This window comes from Paenibacillus sp. FSL R10-2782 (assembly GCF_038592985.1).
Taxonomy (GTDB): Bacteria; Bacillota; Bacilli; order Paenibacillales; family Paenibacillaceae; genus Paenibacillus; species Paenibacillus terrae_C.
Genome location: NZ_CP151951.1, coordinates 1,785,822 through 1,803,023, shown reverse-complemented (window position 1 = coordinate 1,803,023; position 17,202 = coordinate 1,785,822). Strand labels below are relative to the sequence as shown.

At 50.2% G+C, this 17,202-nt stretch carries 16 protein-coding genes; 10 read left to right on the top strand and 6 right to left on the bottom strand.

Annotation, left to right across the window (positions count from 1 at the left end):
• Positions 1 to 192: 192 nt before the first annotated feature.
• Positions 193 to 477, bottom strand: coding sequence for a hypothetical protein (locus NST83_RS08370; protein WP_137062429.1), 285 nt, complete (start codon positions 475 to 477; stop codon positions 193 to 195).
• 72 nt (positions 478 to 549) lie between these two features.
• A complete protein-coding gene (locus NST83_RS08365; RefSeq protein ID WP_025685398.1) occupies positions 550 to 894 on the bottom strand; it encodes a YlbF family regulator in 345 nt (114 codons plus the stop codon).
• Positions 895 to 1,057: 163 nt separating this feature from the next.
• Here NST83_RS08365 and NST83_RS08360 point away from each other — a divergent pair, with 163 nt between their 5' ends.
• From NST83_RS08360 to NST83_RS08335, 6 genes are read left to right on the top strand one after another with little or no spacing between them, the layout of a single operon-like run.
• Positions 1,058 to 2,428 (top strand): YheC/YheD family protein, encoded by a 1,371-nt coding sequence (locus NST83_RS08360; RefSeq protein WP_137062428.1) that lies wholly within the window; start codon positions 1,058 to 1,060, stop codon positions 2,426 to 2,428.
• Positions 2,429 to 2,472: 44 nt separating this feature from the next.
• Positions 2,473 to 3,627, top strand: a complete 1,155-nt coding sequence (locus NST83_RS08355; protein WP_342417287.1) for a YheC/YheD family protein — start codon at positions 2,473 to 2,475, stop codon at positions 3,625 to 3,627.
• A gap of 12 nt (positions 3,628 to 3,639) precedes the next feature.
• Positions 3,640 to 5,010 (top strand): YheC/YheD family protein, encoded by a 1,371-nt coding sequence (locus NST83_RS08350; RefSeq protein ID WP_137062426.1) that lies wholly within the window; start codon positions 3,640 to 3,642, stop codon positions 5,008 to 5,010.
• Positions 5,007 to 6,116, top strand: a complete 1,110-nt coding sequence (locus NST83_RS08345) for a YheC/YheD family protein (protein ID WP_342417286.1) — start codon at positions 5,007 to 5,009, stop codon at positions 6,114 to 6,116. The genes NST83_RS08350 and NST83_RS08345 overlap by 4 nt, the downstream gene beginning before the upstream one ends.
• Before the next feature lie 17 nt (positions 6,117 to 6,133).
• Positions 6,134 to 6,649 carry a GNAT family N-acetyltransferase gene (locus NST83_RS08340; protein ID WP_137062424.1) on the top strand — a complete coding sequence of 172 codons (516 nt, stop codon included), beginning with the start codon at positions 6,134 to 6,136 and terminating at the stop codon, positions 6,647 to 6,649.
• Positions 6,631 to 7,821 (top strand): YheC/YheD family protein, encoded by a 1,191-nt coding sequence (locus tag NST83_RS08335; protein WP_342417285.1) that lies wholly within the window; start codon positions 6,631 to 6,633, stop codon positions 7,819 to 7,821. Before NST83_RS08340 ends, NST83_RS08335 begins: the two co-directional genes overlap by 19 nt.
• 48 nt (positions 7,822 to 7,869) lie before the next feature.
• On the opposite strand, the gene NST83_RS08330 is transcribed toward NST83_RS08335, so the two are convergent.
• The 3 genes from NST83_RS08330 to NST83_RS08320 all read right to left on the bottom strand — a co-directional run bounded on the left by NST83_RS08330 (position 7,870) and on the right by NST83_RS08320 (position 12,311).
• Entirely contained in the window at positions 7,870 to 8,571 is a 702-nt protein-coding gene (locus NST83_RS08330) for an HAD hydrolase-like protein (protein ID WP_342417284.1), read from the bottom strand.
• Positions 8,572 to 8,654: 83 nt separating this feature from the next.
• Complete coding sequence (locus tag NST83_RS08325; protein ID WP_137062421.1) at positions 8,655 to 9,317, bottom strand: class I SAM-dependent methyltransferase; 663 nt, start codon at positions 9,315 to 9,317, stop codon at positions 8,655 to 8,657.
• A gap of 69 nt (positions 9,318 to 9,386) precedes the next feature.
• Positions 9,387 to 12,311: a methyltransferase domain-containing protein gene (locus NST83_RS08320; RefSeq protein WP_342417283.1), complete on the bottom strand. Its 2,925-nt coding sequence runs from the start codon at positions 12,309 to 12,311 to the stop codon at positions 9,387 to 9,389.
• 101 nt (positions 12,312 to 12,412) lie between these two features.
• Here NST83_RS08320 and NST83_RS08315 point away from each other — a divergent pair, with 101 nt between their 5' ends.
• Positions 12,413 to 13,513, top strand: coding sequence for a hypothetical protein (locus NST83_RS08315; RefSeq protein WP_342417282.1), 1,101 nt, complete (start codon positions 12,413 to 12,415; stop codon positions 13,511 to 13,513).
• Between the two features lie 9 nt (positions 13,514 to 13,522).
• Here NST83_RS08315 and NST83_RS08310 read toward each other — a convergent pair whose 3' ends face one another.
• Positions 13,523 to 14,599 carry a glycosyltransferase family 2 protein gene (locus tag NST83_RS08310; protein ID WP_342417281.1) on the bottom strand — a complete coding sequence of 359 codons (1,077 nt, stop codon included), beginning with the start codon at positions 14,597 to 14,599 and terminating at the stop codon, positions 13,523 to 13,525.
• 166 nt (positions 14,600 to 14,765) lie between these two features.
• On the opposite strand from NST83_RS08310, the gene NST83_RS08305 reads away from it, so the two are divergent.
• The 3 genes from NST83_RS08305 (at position 14,766) to NST83_RS08295 (ending at position 17,169) form a co-directional block, all read left to right on the top strand.
• Positions 14,766 to 15,839: a glycosyltransferase gene (locus NST83_RS08305; RefSeq protein ID WP_342417280.1), complete on the top strand. Its 1,074-nt coding sequence runs from the start codon at positions 14,766 to 14,768 to the stop codon at positions 15,837 to 15,839.
• Positions 15,840 to 15,920: 81 nt separating this feature from the next.
• Positions 15,921 to 16,334 carry a hypothetical protein gene (locus NST83_RS08300; protein ID WP_342417279.1) on the top strand — a complete coding sequence of 138 codons (414 nt, stop codon included), beginning with the start codon at positions 15,921 to 15,923 and terminating at the stop codon, positions 16,332 to 16,334.
• Positions 16,324 to 17,169 carry a hypothetical protein gene (locus NST83_RS08295; RefSeq protein WP_342417278.1) on the top strand — a complete coding sequence of 282 codons (846 nt, stop codon included), beginning with the start codon at positions 16,324 to 16,326 and terminating at the stop codon, positions 17,167 to 17,169. Before NST83_RS08300 ends, NST83_RS08295 begins: the two co-directional genes overlap by 11 nt.
• Positions 17,170 to 17,202: the final 33 nt, after the last annotated feature.

The following is a 17,202-nucleotide window of genomic DNA, read 5'->3' as shown; positions in this document are numbered from 1 at the left end:
CCCCCAACGTTCAATCTGTATCATTCTGTATCTATTATAGCACAAAATCCCATCTTTTTAGACCTTCGTTAATCACGACATATCAGAGCCGGAAATAGCAAAAAAGCGATCTCCTTGTTACAGAGACCGCTTCTTAACTATCACGGATCGGCAGCATCAGAGCATGCTCATGACAAGCCGGGAGGAAACTTTTTATAGCGTGCTGCCTTTATCAGCTTCTTTTTCCCATTTCATCTGCCACTGCTTCATTTTGGCCCGCCGCACACGCTCCAGCGTTTTCCTTTTTTCCTCATCCACACCAAGCAAAAAGTGAAGATTCGCTCCGATGACAAGCAGTGCAAACAATACCCATACGATACCGAAGCCGTTGACCCAGTTCAATCCGCCCGTAAGCGAAATGCGCGGCAACGCGGTAAGCACCATAGCCAGCGCAATCAGTGTGTACAAGCCGTGTTTCCATTTTTTAAAAGTACCCAATGTTATCCCTTCCTCTCCCTGTGACTCTATGTATCTAGTCTATGAGAGGGCAGGAAGGAATATGAGACAAACTTACAGAGACGAACCGTACAAATGCTGAAGGCTGTCTGCGATAATTTTGTTGACATCCTCAATAATCACACTCAGGCGGCGTTCAGCGTCGAACAGACGGCGGATATTCAGGTTCAGGCTAAGCACCTCGAACAGCTTTTCCATTTTTTCCATCTCTTCTTGTGCCGGCATATCACCGCTCATCATCCGCTGCTGTACTTCCATTTGGCGCTCACGGAAATCATCGAGCATTTTCTTGGCTTCCGGGTCGGTTTCAATTAGCTTCATCGCTGACGTAATTTCCTCTACCTCTTTGCTTTCCTTTAACGCTTTTGCCAGATCATGGGCTTTGTCATAGATATTCATATTCGTTATTTCCTCCAATTCAAATCATCGTGCAAACATTTCACATTGTCCGTCAATCACCAAGGGATATATGTCCTCATATGATGAATCAGTGCTATTACAGCCCCTTCACGTTTCCCGTTACTTTTAAGACATCAAGTTGCTGCCTGGAAGGAGATCCACGATGTCCATCAAAAAAACAACGATTCAAATCATCGGATCGGGCATCTTGCAGGATGACGTACTCATGGTTGGCGAGTCCTTGCTTCGCAAATGGAAAATATCCGAAGGCCACCCTGTACAGCTCGCCTTCGGTTCGTTCCGCCAGCAGGTTACCGTTATATCGGTACCCCGTTACAGGGGCCTGCGTGTGGGAAGCGTGCTGGCCCGCAAAATGGGAATTCATGCCAATTGTGAGCTGCGAGTAACCTACAGCCGAGGACGCCGGACACTTCGAGTGGGCCCACTTATTAGCGTGCTGGTCAGTCGGGACTATCCCGAACAGCCCGACAAGCCTTTCGGGTCGATCACCCTGTTCTGCCGTGAACTGATCGGGGAATGCCGCAGACAAGGAGCATATGTGTATTTTTTCACCCCGGAGCATATCGGAAGCCAGCCCGGACGCGTTCAGGGATGGGTCTATGACGGAGGCTGGAAAAAGACGGTCATGCCCGCCGGGGATGTCGTCAATAACCGGCTTACCTCTCGTAAACTTGAGAACAGAACTAGCGTACAGCATTTTATGAAAGAAGTAAAATCACAGTACGGCACGGCCATTTTCAATGAAAAGTTTCTGGATAAAAATGAAGTGTTCGATGCGCTTAAATCCAACTCATCCCTGCGCAAGTATTTACCCGAGTCTCATTTGTTGCAAACCTTTGCGGTCTTCAAAAAAATGTGCAACCAGTACCCCACTGTTTTTCTCAAGCCTGTGCGGGGAAGTCTGGGCAAAGGCATTATGCGCATTACCAAGCAAGCCGATGGCGCCTTTTCCGTGCTGTCCACTACCGCCGGCGCACCACGAAAGCAAACGTATGCGAACATCGAAAAGCTGTACAAAGGCATGGCAGGAAAAATGAAAACGACGCGCTTCCAGCTCCAGCAGGGCCTGACTTTGATTGATCACGGCAAGCGTCCGGTTGACTTTCGTGCGCTTGTGCAGAAAAACGCCTCTGGCGCATGGACCGTGACCTCCATCGTCGCCCGAATTGCCGGGGGCAGTCATTTTGTGTCCAATCTGGCGCGAGGTGGCACGCTGAGCACGGTCAAGGAGGCCTTGGCCAAGACCACGCTGCCTGCCTTAACCAAGTCAAACGGCCAAACCCATCTGAAGACAGCCGCGCTCGAAATTGCAAACGGCGTGGAGAAGGCCATTCCTGCCCATTTTGCGGAGTTTGGCATTGATCTGGCGATTGACAGCACGGGGCATATCTGGCTGCTGGAGGTCAACTCCAAGCCGTCGAAAAATGACAATACGCCATTAAATGATCAGAAAACCCGTCCTTCCGTAAAGAAAATGATTGAATATTGCTGCTATTCAGCCGGTTTCAAATGAATTCGTCTCTTACAGAGTCCGGCTCCCAAAGGAGGCTGTTATCGGTGTCTCTTGTCATTTCAGACACGCTGGGCGTGCTCGTCAGCCGGAATCAGGCGGCGATTCCCCCGATTACCGAAGCGGAGTTTTGCCGCAGGCTAAGTCTGTTGGGCAAGCGCTCCGGTCTCAACGTAGTAGCGTTTACCGCCGAAGGAATTTCGCCCGAAGATCGCTCCATACAAGGTTATGCCTATCGCGACGGAGTATGGACATCTGACCACTTCCCCCTGCCAGATATTGTGTATAACCGCTGTTTCCATGCTCACAGCAGTCAGAGCGCAGGGCATGCACTGAAGCACATGGCAGAGCAGGAATCACGCAAGCTCATCTACTGGTCGCGTAACCTGCCTGGCAAATGGCAAGTGTACCGTGCACTGCACACGATAGATGAAGTGCGTCCCTTTGTTCCGCCTACGGCGCCTTACCAGGGCACGGCTCAGCTTATGAAATGGCTACATCGGCATTCAGCGCTATTTATGAAGCCCCAGGCTGGAACGCATGGCAAGTGTACGCTGTATCTCCGGCTTTCGGATGGAGACACCGGACTGCTCGTGCAGGGCAGAGATTCCCGAAATCGTCCGTTCCGGCGCTTGTTCTCCGAGCTGGATGACGGATTGTCATGGGTCGACGGGATTGTACGCAGACGCTCCTATATTGTGCAGCCTTATTTGAAATTAACGAGTCAAAGCGGTCATCCCTTTGATGTCCGCGCGCTCATGCAAAAGGACGGCAATGGATGCTGGTGCCTGACGGGATTTGCCGTGAGAGAAGGCAGAAAAGGAACCCTGACTTCCAATCTGCACGGAGGGGGCAAGGCTCACCCGTCAGAGCCCTACCTTCGCGAACAATATGGCGCGGACAGCACGCGTCTCATCATCGGGCAGATGATGGCGCTGTCCCTAACCATTACCGGGGCGCTGGAGGAACGATATGGCCGCCTTGGCGAGCTGGGAATTGATTATGGTATTGACCGGAGTGGGAACATTTGGCTATTAGAGGTTAATTCCCGGCCGGGTCGGGCCTCCTTCTTTCAGACCCGTCAGCCAGAGTGCGCCTACCATTCGGTCAACCGCCCGCTCGAATATGCCCGGTATTTAATGACTCATTCGAAAACGACGGGGTCGAAGGGCGCGGGCGCCTCCCTTGAACATATGGTATAGGAGGATAAACAGATGAGTTTAACGCATTGCAATGTGCATTTCTCACAGCAGCCCGACAAGGTGGCGTATTTATCCACTGCCTTGTTGAAAAGTCTTAAATTATCCGGAACCAAGTCCATTCGTCTGCGGCTCGGTAAGGATCAAATTCCCGCCACAGTGAAACCGATCCAAAAGGCGGGGCGCCATCTGTACCTGACCTCAGGCTTGCGTAATGCCATCCGTGTTCCTAAAAGCGGGTCCATCTATTTGCGGAATCTGGACGGAGATATACAGCTCGGGCCGTTGATTGGTGTGCTGTCTGACGGCACCACCTCCACCACCCGCCCTTTTGGCTCACGCACGGGCTTCATTAAGCAACTGCTGAAGGAAGGCAGCAATAAATCTTATATTTTTGCCTTCACTCCTCGGGATATCAACTGGCAAAACGATACGATTAACGGCTATTTCCTGTCATCAAGCGGGGTATTTTCACGCAAAGTCGTTCCTTTACCGGACGTGATTTACAATCGGCTGCCGAGCCGCCGCTCTGATTTTTCCCCGGCGATCAATCAGCTGCGCGAACGCTTTTCCCGCAAACGGATTCCCTTCTTCAACTGGAGCTTCTTCAACAAATCGGATATCTATCATCTGCTGGAAAACAATCCGGAGGTTAACCGTTATGTCCCCGAATCGTATACGAATCCCAGCTCTGAACGTATCCGAGGTATGCTGGAGCGTCATCAATTTGCTTATTACAAGCCAAGCGGAGGCAGTCTTGGCAAAGGAATCTACCGTCTCTCTCATGTTCCCAAGCAGGGCTATTATGTTAGGTACCGAAAGAAAAACAGCAATGTCTTGCTGCGATTCACCTCTTTTAACTCCATGCTTCGTATGCTTCAATCCAATCGGGGCCAGTCGTTGAAAGGCTATGTCATTCAGCAGGGTATCCAACTGATTGAGATTGACAATTGCCCGATTGATTTCCGGTTTCATATGCATAAGAATGGCAATAACCAGTGGGTTGTCGTCGGAATTGGAGCCAAAAAATCCGGACGCGGCAGTGTCACGACCCATATTAAAAACGGCGGCTCCCTCATGACACCCGAGCAGGCGCTGAACCGGGTATTCGGAGACCGGGCGGGCGAGGTGCTTCAGCGTGCCAAGAACGCAGCGGTTACGCTCGCAGAAGCTATCGAGCACCATCACCATCATCTGCTGGGTGAAATTGGATTTGATCTGGGTATTGACCAGCAGGAAAAGGTATGGATGTTCGAAGCCAACTCCAAGCCCGGGCGATCTATTTTTCAACATCCATCGTTGCGTGCGGAGGGTAAAGCATCCGTGGAGCATATTTTGGACCACTGTCTTTACCTCAGTAAATTCCGCAGAAAAGAGGAACTATGAATACCCGGGCGGAGCATAAACCAGTCGTTGCTGTACTGACCGTGCACGATGAAGGACAATTTTTCAAGGGTAATCAGCGTAATTTCAGGGATATTTTTGAAACGGGAACGAAGATGGGCTATCAGGTGTACATCGTTACTGTCAGGGACCTGAAGCTGGCATCCGAAACGGTCAAGGGCTATATTTTCAATAAAGACTCAGAGACGTGGGAGGTACGGGATTTTCCACAACCACAGGTCATCTATAATCGCATTCCTAACCGCACCTATGAACTGAAAGCCTCTGTGCGCACAAAACTGGATGAAATTTCACATGCCTCTGGCATTGAGCTGTACAATCCGGGCTTCTTTAACAAATGGGAGCTGTTCAAATGGCTCCGCACCTCGGAAACTACCCGGAAACTCGTCCCGGCTACCAAGCGGTTAAGCAACCTGTCCTCCCTGGGAAAAATGCTATCCGTGTATCCATACCTGTATCTCAAGCCGGAGAACGGCAAGGCTGGAAAAGGGATTATGATTCTTAAGTATCGGCCGAACCATCTGATGGCCTACAGGCTGACGATTCAGCATGATAAAAAAAGCGTAACCTACCGATCTGTATCGCTATCCCGACTGTGGAGACGTATTCGCCGGGAAGCAGGCGCTTCCCCATATATCATTCAGCAGGGCATCGAGCTGGCTACCTATCAGAAAAAACCCTTCGACCTGCGGCTCCTGGTGCAAAAAAACGCCCGTGGCTTCTGGAGTGTTACGGGAGTCGGGGCCAGACTGGCAGGTAAGGGAAGTATTACGACACATGTCCCGCGCGGCGGAAGTATCGAGGACCCATTCAAGCTGCTCTCCGCATTGTTTGGCCCTGAAAACAGCACGGAGATGCTGAACAAGATCAAAAGCACCGCCGTTCAGATCGCACGCCAAATTGAACGAGGCTCCAGCCTTTCCCACGGCGAAATGTCCATGGATTTGGGCGTAGATACGAACGGAATCCTATGGTTTTTTGAAGCCAATGCCAAACCGATGAAATTCGACGAGCCGGAAATCCGTCAAAAGTCGCTGAGACGCATATTCCAGTACAGCTCCTATTTGGCCGGACGAATGAGATTATGAGTCAAGGAAGTGGAATCATGCCGCAAATTAGTGATGTTCAACATTTGCCTGCCCGGAGCTGGCTGCTGAGACGACGGCAACTTCTGTTTTTGGCCCGCAGCTCGGGGGGCATGCGCATTAACCGCAATGCCTTGCGGCAGCTGGCCGTTTTAACGCCCGAGCAATTGAGTTCCCCCGGCTCCTCTCTCCTGTGCGCTTATCTGCGCACGGAGCAAGGGCTGCGGATTGCGGGATTTTGCCTCGCTCTGAATTACGGTGAGGAAGCGTGTATCGTGGTCGTTCGTCCGCTTTACCGGGGCCGCAGATTGGGCGCTAGACTGCTGTCCGCCCAGCTCAAACAGTTGCGTCGCCTGACATGCAGCGTGGCCGCCGACAATATGGCCAGTCTCAAAACCTGCTTTGGCGCGGGACTTGTGGCGCATGAAATGACGACTGGGCCCACCGGAAAGCCCACCCTTGTATTTCGAGGGAAGCTATCCGAAGATGAGCAGACGGCAGAGGAAGGTGGAATGCTGTGCCAAAACCTGTCCTAGGCATCATGACCTTGTATTTGAACAACAAGAAGCAATTGGAGGAACGCGCCATATATGAGCGCATGATTACAGAAGGGAACAGACTGGGACTGGATATGTATGTATTCACTCCCGCCGATGTCCACAAGGATCGCAGGCTGCTGCTTGCCCAAATGTATGATCCACACAGCGGTAAATGGACCCGAAAATGGCGGGAATTCCCGGATATGATTTTCGACCGTTGTCGGGTACAGCGCAGTGAGCGGTATCGTCAGTTGAAGCAATTTCGGGTGCAATATACAGATCTCGTATATTTAAACAGACCATTAAGTAACAAATGGGCCATTCATCAGCAGCTTGCAAGAAGGGGCGCCTTTCGATCCCATTTGCCCGAAACGGAGCCGTTCACAGGATTTCATAGTGTAAGGCGAATGCTCAAAAAAAATTCACTGGTCTACCTCAAACCGATTAACGGTACAGGAGGACGCGGTATTTTACGCATTGAGCCTGTTAACAAGCAAGGCGGCCTGTATCTGATAGAGGGCCGCGACCGCAAGCGCCGTATTATTCCCCAGCAGCGGGTGCGTCTGGATCGACTGGAGCCGCGTCTAAGTAGCTGGCACATGGATAATTACATTGTTCAGGAGGGCATTCCTGTGCAGCTGCCCAATGGCAGGGTTCACGATTACCGCATGCTGGTTCAAAAAAATGGCCAGGGAATATGGGAGTTAACCGGATGTGCAGGACGGATCGGGGCACATCGCAGTGTCACTTCCAACCTGCATGGCGGAGGCAAGGCGGTACCGATGAATCAACTGCTGACACAATGGATTCGTAATGAAGATCAGAGAGAGAAGATCATCAAGCAAGGGGAAAAGCTCGGGTTGGATATCGCAGCTTATCTGGAGGAGAGCTACGGGGCATTGTGCGAGCTTGCGCTCGATTTGGCGATTAACAAGGATGGTCACATTTACGTACTGGAGGTCAATCCGAAGCCAGCACGCGAGGTATTTGCACGTATTGGTGAAAAAGAAACCTATCGCCGCTCTATCGCCAAGCCCATAGAATACGCCTTATGGATCTATCACACACAAATTAATCCAAAACCTCTGACGGATCACAACACAGAGAGCAAAACAGAGAATAAAACAGAGAATAAAACAGAGAATAAAACAAAGGAAGGCTCCGCGTAAAGGCGGCCGCCTTCCTTTGTTTTTAGATCTGCCCAACATACCTAAAGATTACTTTGCGTTGTTGTACAGTGTGAGCAATTGCGTGAAGTCCGTAATAATCGCATCGGATCCCTTCAATTCGTCGTTTACGCCAAATCCGGCATAGGCGCAGCCAATGACGGTCTGCCCGTTTTTTTTGCCTGCCTCCACATCAGAGGACCGATCCCCTACCATCCATACGTTCGAAATCCCGTGCTTGCTTAACAAAATCTCCAGCAAATTCACTTTGGAAAGTGTGCTATATTCACCCGCACTATACAATCCTTCAAAGATCGGGACCATTTCATATGCAGCCGCAATCCCTTTCACATAATCCTCCAGCCCGTTACTGGCTACGAACAGCCTTACACCCTGCTCGTGGAGGGCTTGGAGGGTTTCTTTTACATGTGGATACAGGGCATGACTACCGTTCTTTAATCCCTCCAGCTCTAGTTGGAGCAATAGCTCGTCCGCTCTTCTATGGGCCGCTTCGCTGGCCTCTGGCATCACTCTTCTCCAGATTTCGTCCAGCAGCATCCCCAAACTGTTCAAAATAAGCTCCTCGGGTGGCGTCTCTCCTTCAAAAAGCCCTTCGGCGCGCAGCGTATCAAACAGCTTGTGATAAGCAGGAAGCAGCAGCGTCTCCGTCTGAAAAAGTGTACCATCCATATCAAATACCATAGCCTCAGGTTTCTTCAACACAGGTGCATTGCTCATGTAATTGTCAGTCATTCCTTTCCTATGTAGGTTTACAGTTCGACCCCTCTCATGATAAGCAATAAGAGAGGTCCGTGTAAACCTCATTGCGCATACCGTTAGCTCTTGTATTTTTTCAAAACAGCCCTGAAACAATGCAAACCGCCCCACAAATCCGTGTGCAAGGCGTCCGGCGGAAGGCTGAGATCAACATCGTTCCAGTACGAAAACCCCGCCCCACCTATCCATTGCTCCATCGCGGACAGATTAACTGTAGGGTAATCAAACGTCAGCAGAAGCATTCCGTCATCCCGCAAAGTCCGGTGAAATTCACGCAGGGCAGCTAGCGAGTCATCCGGGGTTAGATGCTCCAGCACTGATATACATACAATTTTGTCAAAGCTGGCTTTCTCATAAGGCAAGGCGGTTAGATTAGCATGCGCGGAGTGAAGACGAGCCGGTAACATCTCCTGAACACGCTCGGCAGCCTCCTCTCCGATATCCCGGCGCACCTCGGCCAATATAGCATCCACGGAAACGATCCTCATATCGAGATCGCAGGCATAAGCCTGAGCGCAGCGGCGGGCCAGCTCAAACTTGAACGGATGCGGGATACCACATGCCGCGTCAAGCACCGTATCCTCCCCGGACATAAAGTGCAGACACCACTCATACTCATAAGGACGGCTCCACCAGCTTTGGGGCAGCCTGTAGATCAGGCTGGAGGTATTGGGATCAGAATGTACGAAAAAGCGGGAGAGGTACGGATCAGCTGTATTCATGGGATATAGCCTCCTTTTAAATGAAAGGTGAAACGGTATGGATTCAGATCGTATATTCCCCCAGCCAGTTCAGATCGCCCTTGCCACGCAGCATAGCTCATGACCACGTTTCTCGCCTTGAAGTTTGGCCAACAGCCCCATACGCTCCGTGAACGTAAGCTCGCCATACAAAGGATGCGCCTCTATCAAGGTGTCCAGACCGGAAGGGAGCTGACGGGTGAACAGGGCCACCGGGTGCAGACCGGACTCCGCCAGCAAACGTGTCAGCGTGTGCTCTGAATAATGATACAAATGATCCTCCTCGGTAAATAATGGCGAGTGGACACCATAAGCCTCATTTGTAAACGAGTTTTTATTGGGTACTGTAATGTATAACGTTCCATCCTGTTGAAGCTGCTCGCGTAAATCTGTTAAAAATGCTACCGGGTCTACAATATGCTCCAGCACATGCCAGCATACAACGGCCTCATATTCGTGATCCAGTGATAAGGTAGTATCTCCCTCTGTTTCTGGCGCTTCATTCGCCGCTTCTTCATCTGTTGCCGTTTCTGTCTCTGTATCGCCATTCCAGAAGCCAGGTAGTAGATCCACGTCATATTTGTATTTGGCATATGCGCGCGAGTCGATGGAAGGCTCAATGCCCACAGCATTCCATCCACTCTGAAGGGCAGCATGAATAAATTCTCCCGTACCCGATCCAATTTCCAGTAATTTACCTTTACCAGGACTGAACATATCCAGCAGCATAAGCCCGAAAAGAGCATGATCCCCGTAGGTTGAGGCGGCTGCACTATCGCGCATGGCGACCCATTTGACGTTATAGATATCTGCGATCATATTCTCAGGCTGGATACGATCCACATCATTGCGAAAAATAAGCCCACATGAGCCACATCCTATCAATGTAAAATGTTCATACCGATGAAACACCGCCGTATTGGACGAGCCGCACAGTTTGCATGCCATGCCCTGTTCTTCTCCTTTCCCTTTTCCATAAAGTGCGTCCTCTATTTCGCCTTTGGTAAGAGTATGGGAGCCAATAATAGCATGAACACCGGCAATCTTAGCAACAGCACTCGTGTTGACAGGGTTTGAAGGGTTAACAGCTTCATGAGCAAGAGCAGGTTCAACGGGATGGGCAACGTTAGCCACTTGAACAGATTCAGCGGTATGAATTGCTTCATTTTTATTCCCAGTCCTAGAAGCATAGGTATCCTCGGCAATCGCATCTTGGATGTTCGCTCCCGTATTCACATCGGATTTTACACCGCCAGTGTCTCCGGATTCAGCTTCATGTTTATTTTTTACATCATCCTGGTCTGGGTCTATCCAGAGACTGAGGTGAGGAGTCGGGTCCAATATGGACTCGTATTGCTCCTTCCACCCATAACGGGCATCCGGGTCCAACTGCTGATAACGCTCGTATTTGGCCGTGCGAATAGCTGGTGTGTACCAGCCCCAGTGCTGGATACGATAGTCGCTAATTTCAGTGGGAAGCTCCAGCACATTATCGGGAAATCTCCCGCAGTGCAAATATTGCTCCTTCCATTTATAAGAGAAGTTATCCCGGTATCGAGTCAAAAAAGGGCGGTAATAACGATGAGCCTGCCAGTAATCATCATCACGGTAATGCGTAGAAGACCACATATCAAATAATCTGAAACAAATGGTATCGGCTTTCGTTCCAGCTATCAAAGCATGCACAGCTTGAGCAAATCGGGATTCAAACATTTCGTCAGCATCCATGTTTAAAATCCATTCCGGGGAAGATGCCAGTGTTTCTCTCCACTGCTGCTTTCGCAGCTCCACTTCATTCGTAAAGGAGGCTCTCTCATTACGGATCAAACGCAGTGGAATCCCCTTTAACAGATCCCGGCACAATTCACCGCTATCATCAAGGCTGCCATCATCAATGATGACCGCTTCATCAATATATTCCCGATGACTTTGAAGCACTTCAGCGAGCTTGCGATCTGTCTCATTGCATACCGTCATGCTCAGTGTCAGCTTAGGTCTGGAGACAGAGGGAGCATGAAGCTCACTATGTCGTGGACCGGAGAATGCTGGCGGGACGACAAAAGATTCCGCAGCATGCTTTGCAAAGACAGCAGACTCGCGGAGATCCGATGGAATGGTAATTTCAGGGAGTGTAGAGGCAGTGCTAGACGGAGAATTTTCTGACTGCGTAATTCCATTCAGGGTCAGTAACAGTTGTTCTGCCTTAATGCAGTCCGCTTCCCGGTACAAATGCATGGCTGGATAGTGCGTATCTACAAAAAGAGGAAACCCGTACGCTGCCGCCCGAATGCAAAAATGTCGATCCTCTCCCCAAAAGGTAACGTTCGGGATTTTGCCAAAATGAATTCCCGCTTCCAGTGCCCGTCTGCGAATTAAGGTACAAGCCCCCAGACCGCCCACCTCATATAAACCGGGAACATGCAGTTGATGAATGAAAAGCAGCTCGCGATGTGCCCGCTCTTCTGCCGATAGCACTTCCCCTTCCTCACGATGGAACAGATTGTATTCATCACTGACCCATACCTGAGGCAATAATGCCCCCTCGGGCTGCCAGCGTGTCCAGAAAATCTCGGATACAATATCCTTCTCTGTTTCGACCAGTCTGCATAAAGTGCGGGAATGAAGAACCAAATCTGAATCCACCAAAAATAGCGCGTCATAATGATGTTGAAGTGCATAGTCAATAAGACGATTTTTGAACCCGGCCACTTTCCAGACGAGGGAAGGCGGCCAGTAATGGGTATGCTCATCGCTTCGGTTCTCGTATTGCTGCAAGCCTGACAGCGGGGGCAAAACACGTCCCGGAAGCCGGTCCGCAAAATCAGCCAGCCATTGGCTTGAGGCTGGATTGTCATTATCATCGACGAACAAATAATCTGGCAGTACATCGGGTGCTTCCAGCCGCTCCAAAGCTTGAAGAAATAAAGCTAATATTTCGGGCTTCTGATGCACCGGGCTGCCGATTAATATACGCATGAGTCGACGCCTCCCATCAGGCGGAAGCCTCATAACCGTTCCTCCTGCTTGCTCTGACGCATACGATAATTGCGATGAAGCGATAAGGGAGTGAGCGTGATATGAATGGACTTACACCTGGAAATATCGATGAAAACAATATCAATGCACTGCTTGCCTGCATCGCCTTTCAAGAGCTGTCATTAAGTCACCTGATTAATGCTGAGGGTGAAAAAATACAATATGCCGTCGGGACCCTCCCCGGCCTTACACCACCCGCAGGGAGCATTGCTGAGCTGCTGGAGGTAAATAACAGTGTACAATCTGTTCTGAATTGTGCGTTTTTAAACGAACTCGCCCTGCTGGCTCAGCTCCAGTGCCTGCTCAATCCGTCAGGCATTACCGGGGCAACCTGTTGTTTTCCATTTGGAAGTACAGGACCTACTGGCGCCACAGGTGCAACTGGAGCTACGGGAGTCACGGGGGCTACGGGGACCACTGGGACTACGGGAGCTAAGGGTGACACCGGAGCTACGGGTGATACTGGCACTACTGGCGCAACAGGTGACGCGGGCGCTACGGGCCCCACTGGCGCCACAGGGGCCACGGGTACCGCGGGCGCTACCGGGCCTACTGGCGCCACAGGTTCCGCGGGCGCTACTGGGCCTACCGGCGCCACGGGTACCGCGGGCGCTACTGGGTCTACCGGCGCCACGGGTGCCGCAGGCGCTACGGGCCCTACCGGGGCCACAGGCGCCGCAGGCGCTACGGGCCCTACCGGCGCCACGGGACCTACCGGACCCACCGGGGCCTCTGGGGGTTTAGCCAGCGCACTAAGCCGTACCAATACGGGACCTAATACCATCCTGCTAGGCGGCGCTATCACCTTTGCTACAGCAGGGGCTTCTACGGGAACGTTTATCACCGTCGTCAACAACACTACCTTCGGCCTGACCCAACCAGGTTTTTACAAAGTAAGTCTGGTGCTCAGCACAGCGACCCTGACCCTGCTGTCGACCATTACTCCCTCATTCACCGGAACAGCTACTCCCAGCCCGGGAAGCTACTCTTTCCCGGCTGTTCTAGCAGGTGGCGAAATCGTCGCATCTCTGCTGTTTCAGGTTACAGTACCCGGAAATTTACAATTTCTCGTATCCGGGTTGACCTTATCCCTTGCAGGAGGGACGAGTTCAATGATCGTCATCGAATACATTTCCTCCTAACTCTGTTATTCAAGCCTGGGTGGTCAACACCTGATCCGATAACGAACGACGTATTCCAGCAGCCTCCAAGGTGGCCTGTGCTTCCACAGGCCGCCCCATTTTCTCCAAACAAATAGACATATAGTACAATGCATAATTACTGCCGACTCCTCGTAAAGTCACATATTTCCATGAATTATCACCCATGCGAGTACATTTTTCGAATTCATAATAAGCCTCCAGCAATAGCCCCTGATCCAACAAATACAATGCTTTATAAAAATACAAATCTACATAGTCCGGGTACAGTTGCAGCACCTTGTCAATTCCCGGCCATATGCCCTTCAGGCTTCCGTGACGAATTAAGGTATCGTATTTTAGCTTGTAAACAAGCGCGGGTGGCAGCTTTCCCTGTTCCAGAAAACCGGTAACCGCCAAATTGATCAGTTCAAAAGCCCGCTCCCATTGCTGCAAACGGCTGTATTCACTCGCCAAATGGTAATCACACCAAGGATCATATTCAGCCTGTGCCTTTTCCCGCTCCAACAGCCGAATATTCCGCTTTGACTTTTCCTTCTCCTCTACGACCTTCTCTGCATATCCATGATGGTGTACCGTTACGGGCAGCAGTGGGGCTTCCGGGGTATCCTGTTTTCCCGCTGGAGGTTGCAGCCTTTCATGAATATCACGCACAAACTGATACCCGATGTCATTTCGGAACAAACGAATTTGTGGACAACTGTATACAAAACCATCCATTTCATTGAGTACCTTCAAAGCAGCCGTATCTGCATGAATCGCCATTACAAACTCATGCAACTGTCCACTCTCATCGGTATCCAGTTCTTCATCCGCATCCAGCCATAAAATCCATTCTCCTGTCGCGCGGGCTATTCCCGCATTGCGTGCATTTGCAAAGCTGTCATCCCATTCGTACGAATCAACAGAACACCCCATGGAACGACAAATGTCTATCGTCCCATCCGTGGACCCCGTATCCGTAACAATAATCTCATCCACAACATCCCTGGCACTTTGCAAGCAAGCTTCCATCCGTTCCGCCTCATTTTTGACAATCATGCACAGTGAAATGAACGGCCGGCTCATGCCTTCCCCCCTTGCATCAGACTTTGATTTTCTAATCTATTAGAGCGCTACTCCATTTATGATCATCACCATACCCATCAATGGTTCAACCTAAATTCCTACATAATGAGCAAGCTATCCTAATAAAATGGGAATCACACCAAGTTTTTTGGGAGGGACAAAGAGCATGGTAACCGTCAGCTTATGCATGATTGTCAAAAATGAAGAAGAAGCACTTCACACCTGCCTCAAATCAGTCCATGATCTGGTGGATGAAATCATTATTGTCGATACTGGCTCTACCGACCGCACCCAAGAGGTGGCTGCGTCGTTTAATGCCCGGATATACGATTTTGAATGGTGCGATGATTTTTCCGCAGCCCGTAACTATGCATTTGATCAGGCAACACAGGACTATCAATTTTGGCTGGATGCAGATGACATTCTGGAAGAACAAGACCGACTGGCATTTCTCGACTGGAAAAAGCAGGCCAGCCTCTCCTATGACAGCATTACGATGGATTATGTGCTGTCCGTAGATGAACAAGGTCAACCGCTACATAAGCTCAAAAGAAACCGGATTGTGCGCCGGGACCGCCATTTCAGATGGATTGGATTTGTACATGAATTCCTGCATGTAACCGGAAGCACCTTTCACAGCAATATGGCGGTGACTCATAAAAAGACACGTGCCTACACTGACCGTAATTTACATATTTATCTCCAGCACCAGGAGCAGGGTACCGCATTTTCTGAGCGAGATCACTACTATTTTGGCAATGAACTGTATGACAACGGACGGACAGTAGAAGCTATACAGCAGTACGAACATTATCTAAATCTGAATCAGGGATGGATTGAGGATCGGATTGGTGCTTGCTTTAAGCTTGCAGATTGCTACGGCCGACAAGGTCAAAAACAGGAGCAACGCATGGCTCTGCTTCGCACGCTTAATCTCGATACACCACGCGCCCAGTTTTGCTGTGCCTTTGGCAATTTGTTCATTGAAGCGGAGCAATATGCTCAAGCCATTTACTGGTTCCGTCAGGCTACGCTGATCGAGCCACCACAAGATGCGATGGCTTTAACCAATTCGTCCTATTCCACCTGGCTCCCCCACTTGCAATTATGTCTGTGCTACGACCGGATGGGTGACATTGATAAAGCAAAGTTTCATCACCGTATGTCCCAGTTGCACCATCCTACTCATCCCAGCGTTTTATATAATGAACAGTATTTCTCACAGCTACAACAGGGATGAGGAAGACAGGGACCAGGTGTGGCATTCCATGCAGCTGACCATAGCCATGATGCAAATTCGGAGTGAAGGGAGAGATTGCACTTGTCTATGCCTGGTATTCCCGACATCAATCCCCTCATCTCTCTAACGAGAAAAGAAGTTATTCATATGATACTCGCATCCATTGCTCTGGAGGAATTGGGCCTGTCCAACATACTTCATGCTGAAGGTGAAAAAATACAACGTTTTGTAAACGATGAGGATGTCTGTCTGCAAGATATCCTGCAATTGAATCGAAGCGTGGAACGAGTATTGCGGGGGGTGGTGAACAACCAGATTCTGCTTCAGCACAAGCTGGAGGACGTATTACTACTTGATGGAGATAGCAGCTCTTACCACGGCCCTGACTCTGGTCCCAACGGGCGGTCGTGTCCGAAAAAGGGTGGTGGTCACCATTCATGCAGCAAAACAGACCATTGGGAATGCCGCGGAGATTCTGAATGTAATGAAGAATAAAGGGCTTAGCAGCAAGCTGCCAAATGAACCTTACGCCCTCCAGCTTTTGCGAGCCGCAGCCCATCTCAACACAGGTTTAGCCGCATTAGCCAAATCCCAAAGCCGGATGGTTTCCTTTTTGTCGGACAAAACAAACGAAAACAGCTCCTCTCCCTTGTGGCTGCAATTGAATCATTCTATACTCCAGCAATTGGAGACATCGCTCCTTTTCCAAATGGAAATCGGGAATCATTGGAACACCCTTATATCCATATTCCATGAAGACATTCAGCTCCGCCGGGAATACAGGAGTGTCCTGTCCGAAATTTCTACTTCCATAGATGCACTGGAAACGGCAATGTCCCTCTTATTCGAACAAATCATCCGCTTCCAATTTCTTCTGTCCGTCGACCCTTCCACCCACCTGTACAAGGATGTGCATCAGAATTCACAGAGACTCTACCATCAAATTGAACGCGCCCTTCACCTTTTGGAGCATGGACAGCATCTGATGCATTGGATCAAAAATCAGGGCAATTCCTCCCCTTCCTCAGAGAACTCACAGTTTCCTTCGGAGGTTCAGCAAGCAAGAAGAGCGAGCAGTCTGGGCTGGCTGCGATTATTAAAAATCCAATGGGAATCAGGCCATGCGGCCTCCATGCTACCACCGGGGCAAATGAATCATTTACCCAAAGCAATCGAGCAATTGCAATCCGTTTACAACATTTATTCAGGCGATCTCGCTGGCTTTGACGCCTATGTACAGCAACAAAAAACGGGCACCCCCAAAAGGCAGCCTACATTTGGAAAAGTATGGCTTTCCCCTCTACTTCCGCTTTCCATACATTTTCGTTGAGTCACCACGTATGAAGCACACCAGATTTATAAC